The following is a 14,841-nucleotide window of genomic DNA, read 5'->3' as shown; positions in this document are numbered from 1 at the left end:
GGATAGCTTCCCTTCTGTTCAGCCAATGGTGACTTTTTCACCCGGCACAAGGACGTAAGGCGGAACCACGAGGTTTTTCGGAGCTGGACCCTTTCGAATCCGACCGGAGGTGTCGTAGTGCGACCCATGACAGGGGCAGAACCAGCCTCCCCAATCGCCGACTGGCTCACCCACCTTCTGGCCAAGCGGTACGCAGCCCAAGTGGGTGCAGATGCCGACAACGATCAGCCATTCGGCGTCCTCGACCCGGTCGGCATCAGATTGCGGATCTCTAAGCTCGGCTGCGTCATCTGCGACGGCGCTCTCGATTTGCCCGGATGTCCGCCGGTCGATGAACACCGGCTTGCCGCGCCACTTCACCGTGACCCGCTGACCTGCCTCCATCGAAGTCAGATCGACATTCACTGCTGCTTGACCCCGAACCTCAGCCGAAGGGTTCATGGCGTCAATGAACGGCCACGCCGCCGCCGCGAGCCCGACCGCAGCCATGGATCCGGTAGCGATGTAGAGAAAATCCCTCCGGTTGAGATCGGCTTCGTCGACCGCAGCAGTGGTCATGCTCAAATCTCCGGATTTCGGTTGTCAGGTTCTCTGCATGCCCAAAGCCGGGAGACACTCCGCAGCCTTTTCCCGGCTTCGGATATGCTCATCGCACCCACCGCGATGAGTACCAATTATACAGCGGCGCGAAGATGAGCGCGGCGTACCAGCCATAGACGAAGCTTTCGATCAGGCCGATCGCGAAGCCGGCAGGCGTAAGCCAAACGAAACCCGGCAGCAGTCGGGCCCAGGTTTCATACATCGCATAGCTCGGGAACAGGAGATCGAAGGTCACGCATACCAGATAGGTGATCGCCAGGAAGAGGCTGAGCGCCCATCCAAGCGCCAACATCGGGATCAAATGCGTATTGCCTGCGGTTCTTCGACCCATGACACAATCGCCACATGCAAACCGGAGGGCGATGAAAAGAACCGCGGCAACCGCTGCAAAGTAGATAATCGGTGCCATACCCTCATTCTTTCCTTTTCAGGTTCCGGTCCGCCACCGCAGTTGCAGCGGACCGGAAGTGCCTGGCTCATCAGTTTTTGGCGGGCTCTCCGGAATCCTCTTTCTCCGACAAGTCCTTCATCTTTCCCCGCATCTCCACGCGCTTGGCGAGGGCAGCCATTTCGACCTCGGTAATGCGGCCGTCGCCGTCGGCGTCGAGATGCTGGAACCGATCGACTGTGGTCTCGCGTGTCACCGCGGCGTGCAGCACCTCGAATTCCGAGAGCGATAGGCTGCCGTCCTTGTCGGCGTCAAACTCGGCAAGCCGCGCGAGCATGGCTGACCGTACGGCGTTGGGCGAAGAGGCGCCAATCGTGTCGCCGCCCATCATCATGAGCATCATCGCGCCATCCATCATGGCCATGCTTCCCTCGGGACCGACACCCGTCATGGCGCCGCCCATTGTCTGGCCGTGCATCTGCATCATCATCGGCATCATCATGCGCATCATGCCCTGCATCATGCCGGCCTGGCCGCCCATCGGGCTGGTATAGTCCCCGGCCGCTTTCTGGGCGCCGTGCCCGTGATGGCTGTTGGCCAGGGCGAAGCCCGGCGCCGCAAGGGATAGAGCGAGCGCGGTAGCGAGTGTCGTGATCGTTTTCATTGGATACGTCCTTCATTGCTGTTTTGCTGTTCAGATGGCGGGGCGAACTGCAGTAAACAGTGCAGCGCCCCGGCGCATCCGGGTCAGCGATGGCTACACCCGCAACCGCCTTGGGTCGGCGCCGGCGCAGGTTTGGCCGGCACGGCTTTTTCGGCTTCTGCCGGACGCGCCTTCCCGGGGCCTGCCGCACCATTGCAGCAGCTTTCCAGCAGGCGGGAGGTTGCGCGCCGGCCATCGGTCGGGATGGATACTGTCTTGTCCATGTCTGGTGTCCTTCCTTGAGGAACCAACCTGTAGACGCCGATCAGGGCGTCGCATTACAAGCAATGCGTCGCTAACGATCCGTCTTGTCGAAGGAAGGGCGCGAGCTCGTTCAAGAGCTGCGCGTGCGGCGCGGCATCAGCCGCGCCGTGGCGGGCGGAAGAACCCGTAAATCCGTGATGGGACCATAACGCGCTGGACGATTGTCGATGACAAACGAGCCGGCTTGGGTATGTCCAGAGCGGCGGACGCAGTCTGGACGGCCATCATGCAGTTCACGCCTGTCAGGCAATGCCCGAATGCCGCACCATGCGATTTGTCGGTATCCGGTTGTCCTGTATTGTCGGCATCGGCCAGAATGACGACTTGTCCCAGAATCTCGTCGGCGAAGCCGTGCGCAGGGATAAGCCCACCCGCACCTGCAGCCATCATCGCGGCGATCAGCGCGATGGCGCCGATCACCGAGGAAAGCGAAGGCTGCAGGCGAAAACGAAACACGTCGGACTCCTCATTCCATTGTAATTCAATCCATGGTGCCGTCCGAATGCCTTGATCCAAGTCAACAAGGACGATTTTCAAATTGCCACATTACGAAGGGCGATCGGATCACGACCGAGGAAAGAGTTGTTCCCATCAAGGCCGACTTGCTGATCCCATCCTTTCAATTCCATGGCATTTCGCGTGAGATTTGCTGCAGACGCCACTCTTTTCCATCCTCGGCGGAGCCGTCCATTCGCCGGTTTCCTGATCGACCTTGGGGCAATTCTGTGCGACCTTGGGGTCGCGCTTACAGCGTTCTCCTGCGCGGCTATTTTCAGCGGTGACCGCAGCTCGATCGCAAGTCCGGGCGTCGGGTACGCTTCATGGAGAAAACGGCGGTAATCATCACATCTTTGACTTTCATGGCCTGTCCATTTACCCTTTACCATTCGTGTCGCTCGATCATCGCCCCAGATGGCCTAGGGCCGGTCGACATTCAGGATTTGGCGTGCGGTATAAGCAAAAATTGCTCAGATTTTGGAGCGAAACCGCAGGAAAGAGCGACCCCTTTCAAGATTTCGCGACGCCAAGATGGGCGGTTCTTGCCATACCTCTTCGGGACACGGCGGATTTTGGCTCTCTCCCTTCGGGCTTGGCCCGAACAGCAGCTTCGAGACGTAGCTGATGGACATCGGCCCCATCGTCACTAAATCAGGGCTAAGAACCTGCAGCAGGAAATCGAAAGCCCAGTCCTCGCTCAGCGCCACGAGGACCAGCGCAAGGTCGGAACACCGAAAGCGCCGAGGGATAGGCAGGGCCCGCAGAGCAACTGTAATGTCCAGTGATCCGGCTAAGGCTAGGCGGACGGCGACACCCAACGACAGCGTATTCGGGCCACCGCGGACGCCGAGCGCCTCTGCTCCGCCGCGCGCGACGTTTTGCGGCGTTGACCCCCATTCCGGCGACATAGACCGAAACGCAGATGATTTTGGCCAACCCGCCCACGAAGCCGACAAGCAGACCGATTGGCACGTGAGAATGCACCCTGTTGGCCATGGCCACGTAAGAAACTTCCCTTGCTATTGGGTTCCTTCTTTCGGGATGCGCCTTGAAGGGTCGTAGTCCGTGCGGCAAGAGGAGCAGAACCAATCGGCCGATGTCGCCAATAGCGGGCGCGTTCAGCCAGGACGGATGCAGCCCAGGTGATTGCAGGCCCAGATCACTTTGAGCCTTTCGCTCGCGTCAACCGGCTTACGGTTTTCGTCCAGCGCCAGTTTGTAGGCTGTCGCGTTCGGGTTTTCTTTGATGATATCGAACGGCTCGGCAAGTCTTCGAATGGTGCCGAGCGGGCTGCCTGGATTGCGGTAGGCGAACGCCTCAAGACAACGATGGTATGCCCTGACTCTTCATCGCGATCCGCCAGCCGGTCCCCATCGCGGAGCGATCCACCTCAATCCTGACGGCGCTGGCGACGTCGTCCGAAGGATTTTTCGAACTGATACGCGGCCGTACGACCGCACCGGCGCCAGTGGCGGCATAATGGGCAAAGTCGCGTCGACCTACACCATCGGTGTTCGGCACGCCCATTCCTGACGTTTTGACATTTATTGCCACGATCTTGCTTCAATGCACCGTATCACCCCCGCCGCCACAGCAGACGTGAACCGGCTTGGCGATGCTGGGCGCGCGATCCGGTGTCGCGTTCCCTCGGGCGGAACCACGCGGCGAGCGCGATCGAACCAAGCCGCGCGGGCATCGTTTCGGCACGCGAGGTCAGTACCACCGGCGCCTTCAGCCCGAGGGCGACGTGGGCGGCACCTTCGACCGCGGCGATTCCAGTGTCCGTCGCCATCGAGCGTGCCAGCATAAACGGCGCCTGATAGCAAAGGCTCGACCTTCTCTTGCTCACCGCGCAGATTTAGTCGTCGTTGATCCCGTAGCCGGTCAGGTAGCCGGAAAGTGCGCCAATACCGGCGCCTCCCTCGCCACCCGACACCGAGCCAAGTGGACCAAAGAAGACGCCGATCAGGAAGCCCCAGAAACCGCCACTCCAGGCGCCTGACGAGGTTTGGCCAACCGAGTACTGAAGTCGCGGCCTGCCCTTCTCGCTTTGGCGCACGATCACGGCGTCGGCGAGGTCGATGGTATATTCCTCTTCGGGACCGTGAAGCCGTTCGGTATCGCCGTGGCGGAGTCTGGCCGATGCTTGTAGATGACGGCGATCAGGATCTTCCCGTAAATATTCCTTCTAGTTGTCCCTGTTCGTCTTGTGGGGAAGCGCGGACCGGCCCCGCGCAAGTGAAGAAACCCGGCCTCTGACACTTCCGACAGCGCTCGGTTCCCTCAAGTTGGTCGAAATCGATTAGGCAAATTTATGCGCCTGCATCAAAACGCCCCCGCGGCGAGTGCCCAGGTTTGGGTCAGAGTCGAGAAACCTAACCAGGCAGCCACCGCGGCGACGGCCATCATCGTGCCGGAATGCAGCCAGCCGGCCCCGCGTTCCATCGCCCCGAGCGGCCAGGCCGCGACAGTGGTCAGCGTGGCCATGCCGACCATCGAGCCCAAGCCGAAAATCAGTATATAGGAGAGGGCGACGTAGGGGTCATTGACAGTAGAGACTGCCAACGCCAGTAAACCGGCCGAACCTGCGGCACCGTGAACGAGGCCGACTAGAAGCGCAGACAGCGGAAAATGCGCATGGATATGCGCATGGCGATCACGCGAATGGGGAATCTCGGCGATACGGTGGCTATGGGCATGGATGTGGCGACGCCCGTCATCATGGCTGTGCACGTGGAAATGGATCCGTGTGCGCCAGAGCCGCCAAAGCACACCGGCGGCCAGCAAGATCAGCATGGCCCCGACCGCAAACTCCAGTGCGGCGGCCCGCTCCGGCGTGAGCGCCACCGCGAACACGATCACCGCAGTGCATATGGCAAAGAGCGTAAGCGTGTGCCCAAGCCCCCAGGCAAAGCCGCGCAGTGCCATATGCCGGCGCACGCTGCCATGGGTCGAGAGTGCGCCCACCGCCGCCAGATGGTCGGCTTCAAGCGCGTGGCCCATTCCGACGAGAAAGCCCAGTAGCAGAACATTGTCCATGATACTACCCTCAGCGAATCCGCAGCATTCTTGCCTTTGCGAGCCCAACTCTGCGGCCCACTTTCGCGAGTCGCTCGATTTTCCCTATGCCGACAACGGTAATGCGAACCTCCGCAGGCATATCGCCGCTTGCTAAATGGCGATCAAGGTCTTCATGTCACAGTTCCTTCCGGCTGTCCCGGTTCGTCTTCTTAGGAAGCGCGGACCGGTGTCGCGCATGGATCTGACGGTTTCAAGCGTCGTCGCGAAGGCTATGTACCTCAACCTCGTCCGCGGGCTGGTACTAGCGGCCACGATCGCCATGTCCGCAGCTTGCGTTCCCGAAGAAATTCATCACCAGCATCCCGCCGATTGGGAGGATTCAGACTCAGTTTTCAGTAAGCCACCACATGATCACTCGCTCCTTGTCTTTTGGTGCTATGACGCCGAAGCCATTCCCGTAGAGGGCGCGGAAGGTCAGGGCCATCCCAGCATCGCGCGCCCGCCGCCAGTCGCCTATAGCCGCACTGGTCGTCTCAATGAGCGCGCGCTCGGCACGCAGTCTCGGGTCGCTGTTGGGTAGGGGCACCCGGTTCGGGCGGATGGCCTCGGCTACCGCCCGAATCGCACCCATCCAGGGATTGTAGCGTTCAGAGAACATCAGGCGGCTCCAGCGCATTGGATGCAGCAAGCGCAATGCAGCCGCGCTCGCCGGCGTCGTAAGCGCCCTGATCCAGGGACCCCAGAGAAGGTCGTAGGTTGCATCGCCGAGGCGCGAGGATTGCGCCACTCGCTGAAGTTCCGAACCTGCCGGGCTAATGCCCAGATCGGAGACCTCGCGCGCCTCGAAGCGCACCGCGAAACCGGGCTTATGGCAGTCGGGATCGCCAGAGGGGTTGTCGATCTTCATCTCGTAGAGCCCCGGTGCCAGTGCCTCGATCTCGTCCAGGCTTTCCAGGATCGCCCGGTGTTCGAGCCGCGCTATCGAGGCAGAGACGAAGATACCGAGATGCCCGATATGGGGATTGATCAAATAGACAATGCGCTTGCCCGCTTCCTTTAGCGCCGCGCTGTCGGGGTAAAGTCGCGCGATCCAGCCCAGCGCCTGTTCCGGTGGGGTAATATTATCGCCCACCGAGGCGAAGACCACCATCGAATTGCGGATGCGCCGCAGATCAACGCTGCAATCCTCGCAGATGTGCATTTCGCCGGATTCAAGTTGGTTGCCGATGAAGAGGTTCTCAGTGATCTCAAGAATTTCTTCACGGCTGAGTGTGTAGAAACCATTCCACCAGCGTTCGAAGTCGAGAAACCGCTCAGCCTCTGTGTCGACGTGAGTGAAGAGGCTGGCATATTTTTCCCAGATTGCCTTTTCAGGCTGCAGGTTCTCGAAGTTCTGCGCCAGCCACGCGCCATCAAAGCGCCCGTCGCCGAGGTCGGCCACCATGTGAGCAGCCCAAGCTCCGCCGGTTAGCGCACCCATCACCCGCATTGGATGAACGTCCGCCACACCGGCCCAGTAACTGAGCGGCGAGCCGTTCAGCACCACCGGCCCAGTGAGTCCGACGCAATCGGCGGCGAGCAGCGTCACCGCCCAGCCCGCCTGACAGTTGCCATAAAGCACCGGCGGTAGGCTAGGATGGCGGCGGGCGACCTCGGCCACGAAGCGGCGCAGCGCATGGTGGACATCGGCCAGCGTCTGGCCGGACATCGGCTCGGGAAAGAAGACCACGAAATAAACCGCGTGGCCCTCATGCAGCGCCATGCCGACTTCGCTGTCGCGCTTGAAGCCGCCAATGCCGGGGCCGTGGCCGGCGCGCGGATCAACGACGATCACCGGCGCCTTGCCCGGATCGACGCAATCGTCCCAGCAGTCGTCGCCAACTTCGGTGATGCGTAGGAGCGCGTAGTTAGCCGGTGTTTCGAAATGGCGAGCGTCGAGGATGGTTTCGTATTTGAAATCCAGAAGCGGCGGCATGCCCTGACGTTCGTGCGCGATCATGTTGTCGGCGCGTTCACGAAGCACATCTAGGAACAGCACGGTGCGCTCTACGAGGTCCAGTAGAAAGGGTTTCGTCGGGGCTTGGACCGTCGGGCCCGGCAGTACAGGTTGCGAAACCTGATGTGCCGGCAGCGGCGATGTTTCTTGATCTGCCGCCAGCCGCGAAGCAGTTGGCCTTTTCGATTGGCGCGACGGATTTGCCGAGGCCATCTCAGTTTCCTTTCAGCAAAAGATTGAATAAGGGACCAAAGATTAGCATCACGAACTAGCCGTAAATCAGCGTCTCAATGACGCATTGCGCATAGCATGCAAGGCTAATCCCTTTAATCTGGGGCAAGAGCAGCGCCCAGGAACTCGTTATCATCAGGCCCTGGAAAACGAATTCGACGAGCATACCCGTCGTGTAGGTTATCGCGAAAAACATCCCGAAGCTCCAGCCGAGCGCCTGAATGGGAATGAGCGCGATGCGCCGCATTTCTGTCCTAACTGCCATGGTATGTGCTCCTATGGCATCGCCGATACTGGCATTTGCTCCGGCGCCTTTTGGCAAGACGCTTGAGGTTCGAATTCGTTGCTCCGGCAGCAGACGCATCGGCAGGGTGGATTTCTCCCGGTGCCCGCACTCGATGCAGTATCCGTGAATCGGGAAGTGATCAGGGCGATGCCCGCGAGGGCAACGACGATTCCCGAGGAGAACCAGTTGAGTGTTTCGCCGAAGACGCAGCGTCATCGCCAAATCGTACGCGGGCACGAGGAACGCGAACGTGTTTCCGCCAAGTTCAGGTGTGCGCACAATGTCGGTCCACAACAAGTAGGCGAGTGACGACATGATCCGGGCGAGTTCGGCGGGGATGACCAAGAACTGCGGCGTGAAGGCCACAGCACAGCGGTCTTCGAACCCCAGCCCGCCGACGACCAGCCGCAATCCATCGATCTGTATCTGCGTTGCCATCGCCATCAGCGGACCGACCGGTTCCGCGGCCTCCCGGATCAGCACGTTGTTGTCGGTAATGGCCAGCGCCGCCAGCAGGACAGACGTGACGCGACGCCCAACGCGATAGTGCGCAGGGTAGGCACCTTCTTTTTCAAAGGAGTTGGTGGGCTGGCCAAGTGGTTACAGGGCTTACGGACAATTACGACTGGTTGATCCAGATCAAGGCGAATAACCTGCAACCCAGCGACGCTACATTCTTCCACCTGCCAAGATCGGATAGGGCCCGATGAAGATCGACAGGACCGACGCAGACGGCACCCGCAACGTTGGGCCTTCGCTCGAGGCGGCGCTCACCCGAGGGCGCGAGGCTTTTCTGGCTTTCCTGATGCGACGGCTCAGGGACCGTGCCGACGCTGAGGATGTCCTACAGGATTTTTGCATCCGGGTTCTGGCGCGCAAAGGCCAGTTGCGTCGGGTCGAACGGATGGACGCCTGGCTCTTTGCAATCCTTCGCTCGACGTTGACGGATCATCGCCGCAAGTCAGCGCGACGCGGCAGGCTGGTCGACGCCCTAACGCGTGAGCCTGGGCCCGGGGCCGAGGAATCCGAGCAGATGAGCGAATTCTGTCGATGCGTTATCGGATTGATATCCAGATTGCGCCCCTCGGAAGCCGATCTTCTGCGCCAGGTGGATTTCGGGGAGGCCAACCGCAGCGCGCTGGCCGCGGAACTGGGTTTGACCAGCGGCGCCCTCGCGGTGCGGCTGCATCGTGCTCGGGCCGCCCTGCGCGAGGCGTTGCTCGAACATTGCGGCCCCTGCTGCCGCGATGATTTCGCTGATTGCTCCTGCCAGTCCGTAGGCTGTGAGAACGCCAGAGACGGCAGCCATTGCCGGCCCGCCGCCGTCTGAGCGCGGCGCGCTGCAATGTCGTGCGTCGGACATTGTCCTTTCCCTGAACGCTGCACCACACGCCAGTCTGGGAGCCCACTCACGCACCCAAGACTGCCGAAGCCAACCGCCGCCGGACTCGCAATCACAGGCCTCTTGTACCGCCTGAGCGGTGATTGCGCTAGGCGGCTCGGCCATCTCGATGTGGAGCTTGCGCGGGAGGTCTTCCACTTCGTAGAGGAAGAAGGTCACAGCTTCGCCCAAGCAGCCAAGGCGGTTGGCGTCGACCGGGCTAATTGCACGTATCTGCCCGCTGGCAGCTGCTAGGATCTGGCCGAGGAACTGGTGCGTGTCTTCGCTACGGCTGCTGAGAGCCGGAGAGGTGTAATCACTGTCGGACAGGGGAGTGAAACGACAATGAAGCGACGACTCACCATCCGCCCTCCGGACGCGACCGACCGAGAGTCGCGCATCATGTCGGCGCCGCGTTGTTTCTCTTCGCCACGCGTGATGTGCGCCAACACCATTGGAAGTTCGGCGACATGCGCCCGTCCCCAAAGCCGCGATTGCCAATATCGTGACTGATGTCCGAGCGTTGCAACGGCCAACCGGATTTTCTGACCTTTTGCAATTCCCAGTGCACCATCCGGCACGGGCAGTTTCAGGAGGTCGGCGCCGTGCACACCGCTCGCCAGAGATCTCGCTTCCAATCGTTGGCATCATGCCATGACGACGCCAGATGGATAGCGTAGTCGGTACCGCCGACCAATATGCGTGCGGGAGTTCCGCATCGCACGCTTGCATGATGCCTGCCGCGATCGCGGTAGCTTGGTGCACCATCGCTGCCCACCTCCGTGAGTCCTATGGTGACATCGATATCGTACCCGGCGACGGTGGAAAGCTCGCGGGTGAGTAGGCTGAGATCAACGATGGTCAGGTCCGGAAAGTGGGACGTGTGGAAGATTATCGGTTCCGCAGCATTTGCGCTTGTTGCAATTAGCGCTATAGCCATCAGGGAATGCGCGTGCATAGCCATCCTCCCTGCATTCTCTGTCTGGCAAGAATAGCACTGGGCTTGGCCGGCGTGGAGTCGTAAGGCGCAATTGCATGGAACGACACGGCGATTGACCTTGGGGAAATTTGGTCGGATTGCCTCGGCTGGCATTCTCACTTGTTGACTCCATACTATATTTACGAAGTTTAAATTTCTCTGGAAGATGAGAGGCCAAGGCAAATCTAACGACCATTGCCCGCGCCGCCGAAAAGGTAAGTGTTGACGTGGAGACCATTCGCTTTTGCGAGCGGGACGGGCTGACAGCGCAGCCGCCCAGGGTCCGTGACGGCGGCTGCCGTCACTATGATCGTAAGACTATAGTGCGACAACCTGGTTGAGACGCTGGTGTGGCGGCAGGACTGGCACGCAGTTCATGCGCGTCACCGACATTGGTGAGGGACGCTTCGAGCGGGACGTCGCGCCACCGGAAGCCGAGTAATGCGACGCAAATCCGGGCAAGGGGGCCGGGCTAAGGTCAGCGACCAGACGATTCTGGCCGACACCGTCCGACCGGAGGCCGTGCGCGTCGTGCCGGCGTCCTGCCGGGCGAAAACGTGCCGACATAGCCATTGATTCGGCCGACATCATCATCCTCTGATACCGGCTGAGCGCAGTGACAATCGCCTGCGAGCTCAGCCGGCACGCCTATCGCAAAGTAATGCAGAAAGTCGCGCTCGCCTTTGTGTTCAACGGCATCTGTATGTCGCTGGCCGCAATCGGCCTCCTCTATGGCGTCTGGGCGATTGCGGTGAGCGTCGCCTTGATCTTCTTCAACTCGCTTTGGGGCCACCTTTGCCGCCGAGCAGCACGCAGCATGTAGCACAGTCGGCGAGAAGGAATGGTCATCGTCGCGACCCGGAAAGAGATAGCGCGGCGGTCGGGCGAGACGCCAATAGGTTCGCAGAATGCCCAGCAGTTGCGGCGACAGCATTACGTCACGGTCCTTGCCGCCTTTGCCGCCGCGCACCGCAAATATGCCGCGGTCGCTGTCAATGTGCTCGATGCGCAGGCTGACCACATCCGAGGTCCTGAGCCCCGCTGCGCAGACGGTGGTCAGTGCGGCACGGCTCTTGAGACTGGGCACCGCCTTAAGGAAGGGGACGACTTCGTCGGCGCTCAACACCACCGGAAGCTTGCGGGGCTCCCGCGCGTAGGGGATCCGCTCAGGCATCATCGCCTCCCCGAGCATCACGCCGTAGAAGAACCGCAGGGCGCACACAATCTGGTTCAGCGCCGGCCACGAGATGCCGGTCGAGATCAAATGCATCTGGAAGGCGCGGACAGCCGCCTCGTCAGCGCCGACGACACCGGCGTGACCTTCCGCTGGCGCGACTACCGTTACGGCAACGCACCGCGCTCCATGACGCTGGCACCGCACGAGTTCATCCGCCGCTTCCTGCTCCACTGCCTGCCCGATGGCTTCCACCGCATCCGCCATTACGGCTTCCTCGCCAACGGCATCCGCCGCGCCCGGCTCGCCGTCATCAGGCGATTGCTGGCCGATGCCCCGCCGCAACGCCGCCGCGCGGAAAGTTGTCAGCGCGCCCCCTTCGATCCGACCGTTTGTCCCTGCTGCGGCGGCATCCTGCGCATCACCGCCAGGCTGCCGCCGGCGCGACCATGGCCCGGCACGTCATGAGTGCACGCCGCCGCGCCCATTGGTCCCGACAGCCCTGTCGCACCGGCCCAAGTCGGTGCGACAGGGGCCTGTGTTCCCTATGTGATCCCGCTCCGGTTTTGGCTCTGCCAAAGCCGCGCTCAAGACCGCGGTGGCCCCGCAACACCAGCGCCGGACGCCGCCGCAGCGCGGCATCGCCCTTGCCGCAGCGGCATGCGCCATCAATACCGGCGCACCACGATCAAACGCCGCAGCACTAAATCCATAGCGCCGTGCCAGCGTCAGCGGGCCAGTTCAATCCGGCTTCGATGAGGTCGCGCACGGCGTTCGGTCGCCAGTGCATCCCTGCGCGACCTCACAGAACCCTCCCGATTCCCAAGAGGCGTTTTCGGTGATTCATGAGAAGTCGGCTGTTGGAGGGGCCGGCCATGAACAGGGACTGGCAAGTCGATCTGGAGCGCTGGCTCGAGCCGTTTGTTGTGGCACTGCGGCACAAGACGCGTGCGCGGATGTGTCCGGCCTATATTGCAGGGTTGATTGGCGTTGGGGATCGCAAGAGTGTCCAACCGATGGCGGCGCGCGCCGCAGGCGTCGGCTATGACCAGTTGCACCACTTCATCGCGAGCGGCGTGCGGGATGCTGCGCCGCTGGAGAAGGTGCTGCTCGCGGAGGCCGACAGACAGGTTGGCGGGAACGATGCGTGGCTGATCGTGGACGACACCGCGCTGCCCAAGAAGGGGCGCCACTCGGTCGGTGTGGCGCCGCAATATGCCTCGGCGCCCGGCAAGAACGCCAACTGCCAGACGCTGGTGTCGCTGACGCTGGCCTGTGGCGAAGTGCCGGTCATGGTGGGGCTGCGGCTGTTTCTGCCCGAGAGCTGGACTTGCGATGCCGCCCGGCTCGATCGTGCCGGTGTGCCCGAGGACCATCGCGCCTTCAGGACCAAGCCCGAGATCGCCCTGGCCGAGATCGACCGGGCTCGCTCAGCCGGCTTACGCTTTGGCTGCGTGCTTGCCGATGCCGGATATGGCTTGAGCGCCCCCTTCCGGCAAGCACTGACTGCGCGCGGCCTCACCTGGGCCGTCGGCATCCCGTTCAAGCAGAAGGTTTATCCCGCCGACGTGGCGATGATCCTCCCCGTTGCCGGACGCGGCCGCCCGCGCCGGCGGCATATCCCCGACGTGACGTCGATCACCGCGCAGGCGATGCTGGAGGCGGCAACATGGCGGACGGTCAGCTAGAGCGGGATGGCGAAAAGTGTGAGCGGTTTTCGCCTAAAATTCCGCTCTAAATATATAGGATCGATCACGTTTTATGAGATTGGATCGCGCCGATCCAATCTCATCGTGATCTAGCGGCGTGGCACCAAAGGCCGCCTCTCGGCGCGCTTCGCCGCTGTCCGTGCTCGGGTTGCTGATGGCCCGCCCCAGCGCATCCGCGACATGGGCGCCCAGCATTTGCCCGGCGAGGAGGTCTGGGTGATCGGAGAGCACCGCTCGACCGGCGAGCGCAAATACTACCTCTCCAACTTGCCCGCCGACACCCCGCTCAAGCAGATCGCAGGCGCCATCAAGGCGCGCTGGATCTGCGAACAGGCGCATCAGCAGCTCAAGGAGGAACTTGGCCTCGACCACTTCGAGGGACGCTCATGGACAGGCCTGCACCGACACGCGCTGATGACGATGATCGCCTATGCCTTCCTGCAATCTCGCCGCCTCAAACAAGCGGCAGGGGGAAAAAAGAATCCTCGGCCCGCCGCCCCAACCGAGCCTACCCGCCGTCAGGCAAGCCATCCTCACCGCGCTCGCGCAGCCGCCCCCACTGCCGCAGAACCCTCTCAGCCAAAAAATCTGCCAAAGTAGTGCTAATCTTCCCTATGGACCGCCCACCCTCATGTAACTTTCGACAGTCACACTTTGGCACATTGCGATGCCTGGAGCGGAAGCCATCCACCCCGTCGGGTCAATCCGCATCTTGGACCTTGGCAGACGGCGTTTCCGTCGCCTCATCAGTCGGTGCCGGTTTTATACTCGACCGGTCGCGCAATTCTGGCCCGCGAAATATTGGCGGCTCGTCCTCGAAATAACCCTTGGCGATCCGGCTGAGAGAGCGTGCCATCGATGTGAGCGGGGTCGTGAAATCCGGCAATGGAACGAGTGCAAGAAGGAGCGCTGCAATCCAATACGCGTGATTATGTGTGAACATTGCGAGCAGCGCGAGCACGCAGACAATCTCGAACTGGATCTTCTGGCCGCGCTTCGCCATATGCTCGGGTAGTGCATGAAGCTTGAAATAAAAGACGCCAATGCCGACGACGAAAAATAGCACGAACACTCCCATCGCCACGAACAGCACGTCAGTCCGCCCAGGCTCAGTGACAAAGGCCGGCAGATGGTTCGGGGCCAAGGGATGGAGATCTTCCATAGCTTAAAGTACGCATATTAGAGCTTCGATGAAAGCGTTCTAATTCCGCTCGGCAAGAGCGATGCAATGCAATTCGATCCTGGCTACCTCTGCATTGGTCAGGATCTCGTTGGACGTCAGCCGTTGCTCGCAGTAGACTTGAAGAAACAAGCGTCTGTCGCTTACGCTTTACTTTCCCCACTCAGCAGGTTATGCGGCTACCTTTAGCCCAAGCACCCGCGCTCATGCACCAGCGCTGGAATAGCCCCTGCTCTGCAAGATGGTGGAAGAAGGAGGTGGTCGGACATGGAAGTAGACAAGCGTCGCGAGCCGCAGATCCTCTGGATGCTAGCCAAACCAGCCTCTCAGCTCGCCTGACCACCCTAAAATGGCGAATGCCAACTTCGCCGATCTAAGTGATTGTTATATCTTGCATTCTATGGAGTTATAATGAAAGTGGTTGCGGGGGC

At 61.2% G+C, this 14,841-nt stretch carries 12 protein-coding genes and 4 pseudogenes; 5 read left to right on the top strand and 11 right to left on the bottom strand.

The features are described from left to right. Positions 1–18: 18 nt before the first annotated feature. From petA to H2509_RS00050, 9 genes are all read right to left on the bottom strand, one after another. Positions 19–558: a ubiquinol-cytochrome c reductase iron-sulfur subunit gene (gene petA / locus H2509_RS00090; RefSeq protein WP_182161046.1), complete on the bottom strand. Its 540-nt coding sequence runs from the start codon at positions 556–558 to the stop codon at positions 19–21. Positions 559–646: 88 nt separating this feature from the next. After that, positions 647–1,009, bottom strand: a complete 363-nt coding sequence (locus H2509_RS00085; protein WP_182161044.1) for a DUF5676 family membrane protein — start codon at positions 1,007–1,009, stop codon at positions 647–649. Positions 1,010–1,079: 70 nt separating this feature from the next. Then, positions 1,080–1,652 (bottom strand): EF-hand domain-containing protein, encoded by a 573-nt coding sequence (locus tag H2509_RS20715; protein ID WP_209001701.1) that lies wholly within the window; start codon positions 1,650–1,652, stop codon positions 1,080–1,082. A 399-nt stretch (positions 1,653–2,051) separates the two neighbouring features. Then, positions 2,052–2,492, bottom strand: coding sequence for a hypothetical protein (locus tag H2509_RS00075; RefSeq protein ID WP_182161042.1), 441 nt, complete (start codon positions 2,490–2,492; stop codon positions 2,052–2,054). Between the two features lie 1,537 nt (positions 2,493–4,029). Continuing rightward, positions 4,030–4,260 carry a hypothetical protein gene (locus H2509_RS00070; RefSeq protein WP_182161040.1) on the bottom strand — a complete coding sequence of 77 codons (231 nt, stop codon included), beginning with the start codon at positions 4,258–4,260 and terminating at the stop codon, positions 4,030–4,032. A 51-nt stretch (positions 4,261–4,311) separates the two neighbouring features. After that, a complete protein-coding gene (locus H2509_RS21120) occupies positions 4,312–4,512 on the bottom strand; it encodes a DUF1269 domain-containing protein (protein WP_182161038.1) in 201 nt (66 codons plus the stop codon). 266 nt (positions 4,513–4,778) lie between these two features. Continuing rightward, complete coding sequence (locus tag H2509_RS00060) at positions 4,779–5,492, bottom strand: HoxN/HupN/NixA family nickel/cobalt transporter (protein ID WP_209001700.1); 714 nt, start codon at positions 5,490–5,492, stop codon at positions 4,779–4,781. Positions 5,493–5,859: 367 nt separating this feature from the next. Continuing rightward, positions 5,860–7,683, bottom strand: a complete 1,824-nt coding sequence (locus tag H2509_RS00055) for a DUF3141 domain-containing protein (protein ID WP_182161036.1) — start codon at positions 7,681–7,683, stop codon at positions 5,860–5,862. A gap of 55 nt (positions 7,684–7,738) precedes the next feature. Further along, positions 7,739–8,470 (bottom strand): hypothetical protein, encoded by a 732-nt coding sequence (locus tag H2509_RS00050; RefSeq protein ID WP_182161034.1) that lies wholly within the window; start codon positions 8,468–8,470, stop codon positions 7,739–7,741. A gap of 223 nt (positions 8,471–8,693) precedes the next feature. Here H2509_RS00050 and H2509_RS00045 point away from each other — a divergent pair, with 223 nt between their 5' ends. Together H2509_RS00045 and H2509_RS20835 are read left to right on the top strand one after the other, a co-directional pair. Further along, positions 8,694–9,317 (top strand): RNA polymerase sigma factor, encoded by a 624-nt coding sequence (locus tag H2509_RS00045; protein ID WP_182161032.1) that lies wholly within the window; start codon positions 8,694–8,696, stop codon positions 9,315–9,317. Positions 9,318–10,541: 1,224 nt separating this feature from the next. Then, a complete protein-coding gene (locus tag H2509_RS20835; RefSeq protein ID WP_182161218.1) occupies positions 10,542–10,688 on the top strand; it encodes a MerR family transcriptional regulator in 147 nt (48 codons plus the stop codon). Between the two features lie 446 nt (positions 10,689–11,134). On the opposite strand, the pseudogene H2509_RS20830 reads toward H2509_RS20835, so the two are convergent. Next, positions 11,135–11,632, bottom strand: a pseudogene (locus H2509_RS20830) (tyrosine-type recombinase/integrase); the annotation flags it as partial. On the opposite strand from H2509_RS20830, the pseudogene H2509_RS21220 reads away from it, so the two are divergent. From H2509_RS21220 to H2509_RS00020, 3 pseudogenes are all read left to right on the top strand, one after another. Beyond that, positions 11,627–11,989: pseudogene (locus tag H2509_RS21220) on the top strand (transposase); the annotation flags it as partial. The pseudogenes H2509_RS20830 and H2509_RS21220 sit on opposite strands and share 6 nt — an antisense overlap. Positions 11,990–12,359: 370 nt before the next feature. Next, positions 12,360–13,206, top strand: a pseudogene (locus H2509_RS00025) (IS701 family transposase); the annotation flags it as partial. Positions 13,207–13,320: 114 nt separating this feature from the next. Next, a pseudogene (locus tag H2509_RS00020) lies at positions 13,321–13,830 on the top strand (transposase); the annotation flags it as partial. A gap of 100 nt (positions 13,831–13,930) precedes the next feature. Here H2509_RS00020 and H2509_RS00015 read toward each other — a convergent pair. Beyond that, positions 13,931–14,392 carry a hypothetical protein gene (locus tag H2509_RS00015; RefSeq protein WP_182161029.1) on the bottom strand — a complete coding sequence of 154 codons (462 nt, stop codon included), beginning with the start codon at positions 14,390–14,392 and terminating at the stop codon, positions 13,931–13,933. Positions 14,393–14,841 lie beyond the last annotated feature (449 nt).

This window comes from Stappia albiluteola (genome assembly GCF_014050225.1).
GTDB classification, from domain to species: domain Bacteria; phylum Pseudomonadota; class Alphaproteobacteria; order Rhizobiales; family Stappiaceae; genus Hongsoonwoonella; species Hongsoonwoonella albiluteola.
The sequence above is the reverse complement of the archived record's forward strand: the minus strand, read 5'-3'. Positions and strand labels throughout refer to the sequence as shown.

Bases quoted from the DNA above. Each gene is read 5' to 3' on its own strand.
- petA (WP_182161046.1), bottom strand. From the start codon at position 558: ATGACCACTGCTGCGGTCGACGAAGCCGATCTCAACCGGAGGGATTTT.
- H2509_RS00085 (WP_182161044.1), bottom strand. From the start codon at position 1,009: ATGGCACCGATTATCTACTTTGCAGCGGTTGCCGCGGTTCTTTTCATC.
- H2509_RS20715 (WP_209001701.1), bottom strand. From the start codon at position 1,652: ATGAAAACGATCACGACACTCGCTACCGCGCTCGCTCTATCCCTTGCG.
- H2509_RS00070 (WP_182161040.1), bottom strand. From the start codon at position 4,260: ATGCTGGCACGCTCGATGGCGACGGACACTGGAATCGCCGCGGTCGAA.
- H2509_RS00060 (WP_209001700.1), bottom strand. From the start codon at position 5,492: ATGGACAATGTTCTGCTACTGGGCTTTCTCGTCGGAATGGGCCACGCG.
- H2509_RS00055 (WP_182161036.1), bottom strand. From the start codon at position 7,683: ATGGCCTCGGCAAATCCGTCGCGCCAATCGAAAAGGCCAACTGCTTCG.
- H2509_RS00045 (WP_182161032.1), top strand. From the start codon at position 8,694: ATGAAGATCGACAGGACCGACGCAGACGGCACCCGCAACGTTGGGCCT.
- H2509_RS00015 (WP_182161029.1), bottom strand. From the start codon at position 14,392: ATGGAAGATCTCCATCCCTTGGCCCCGAACCATCTGCCGGCCTTTGTC.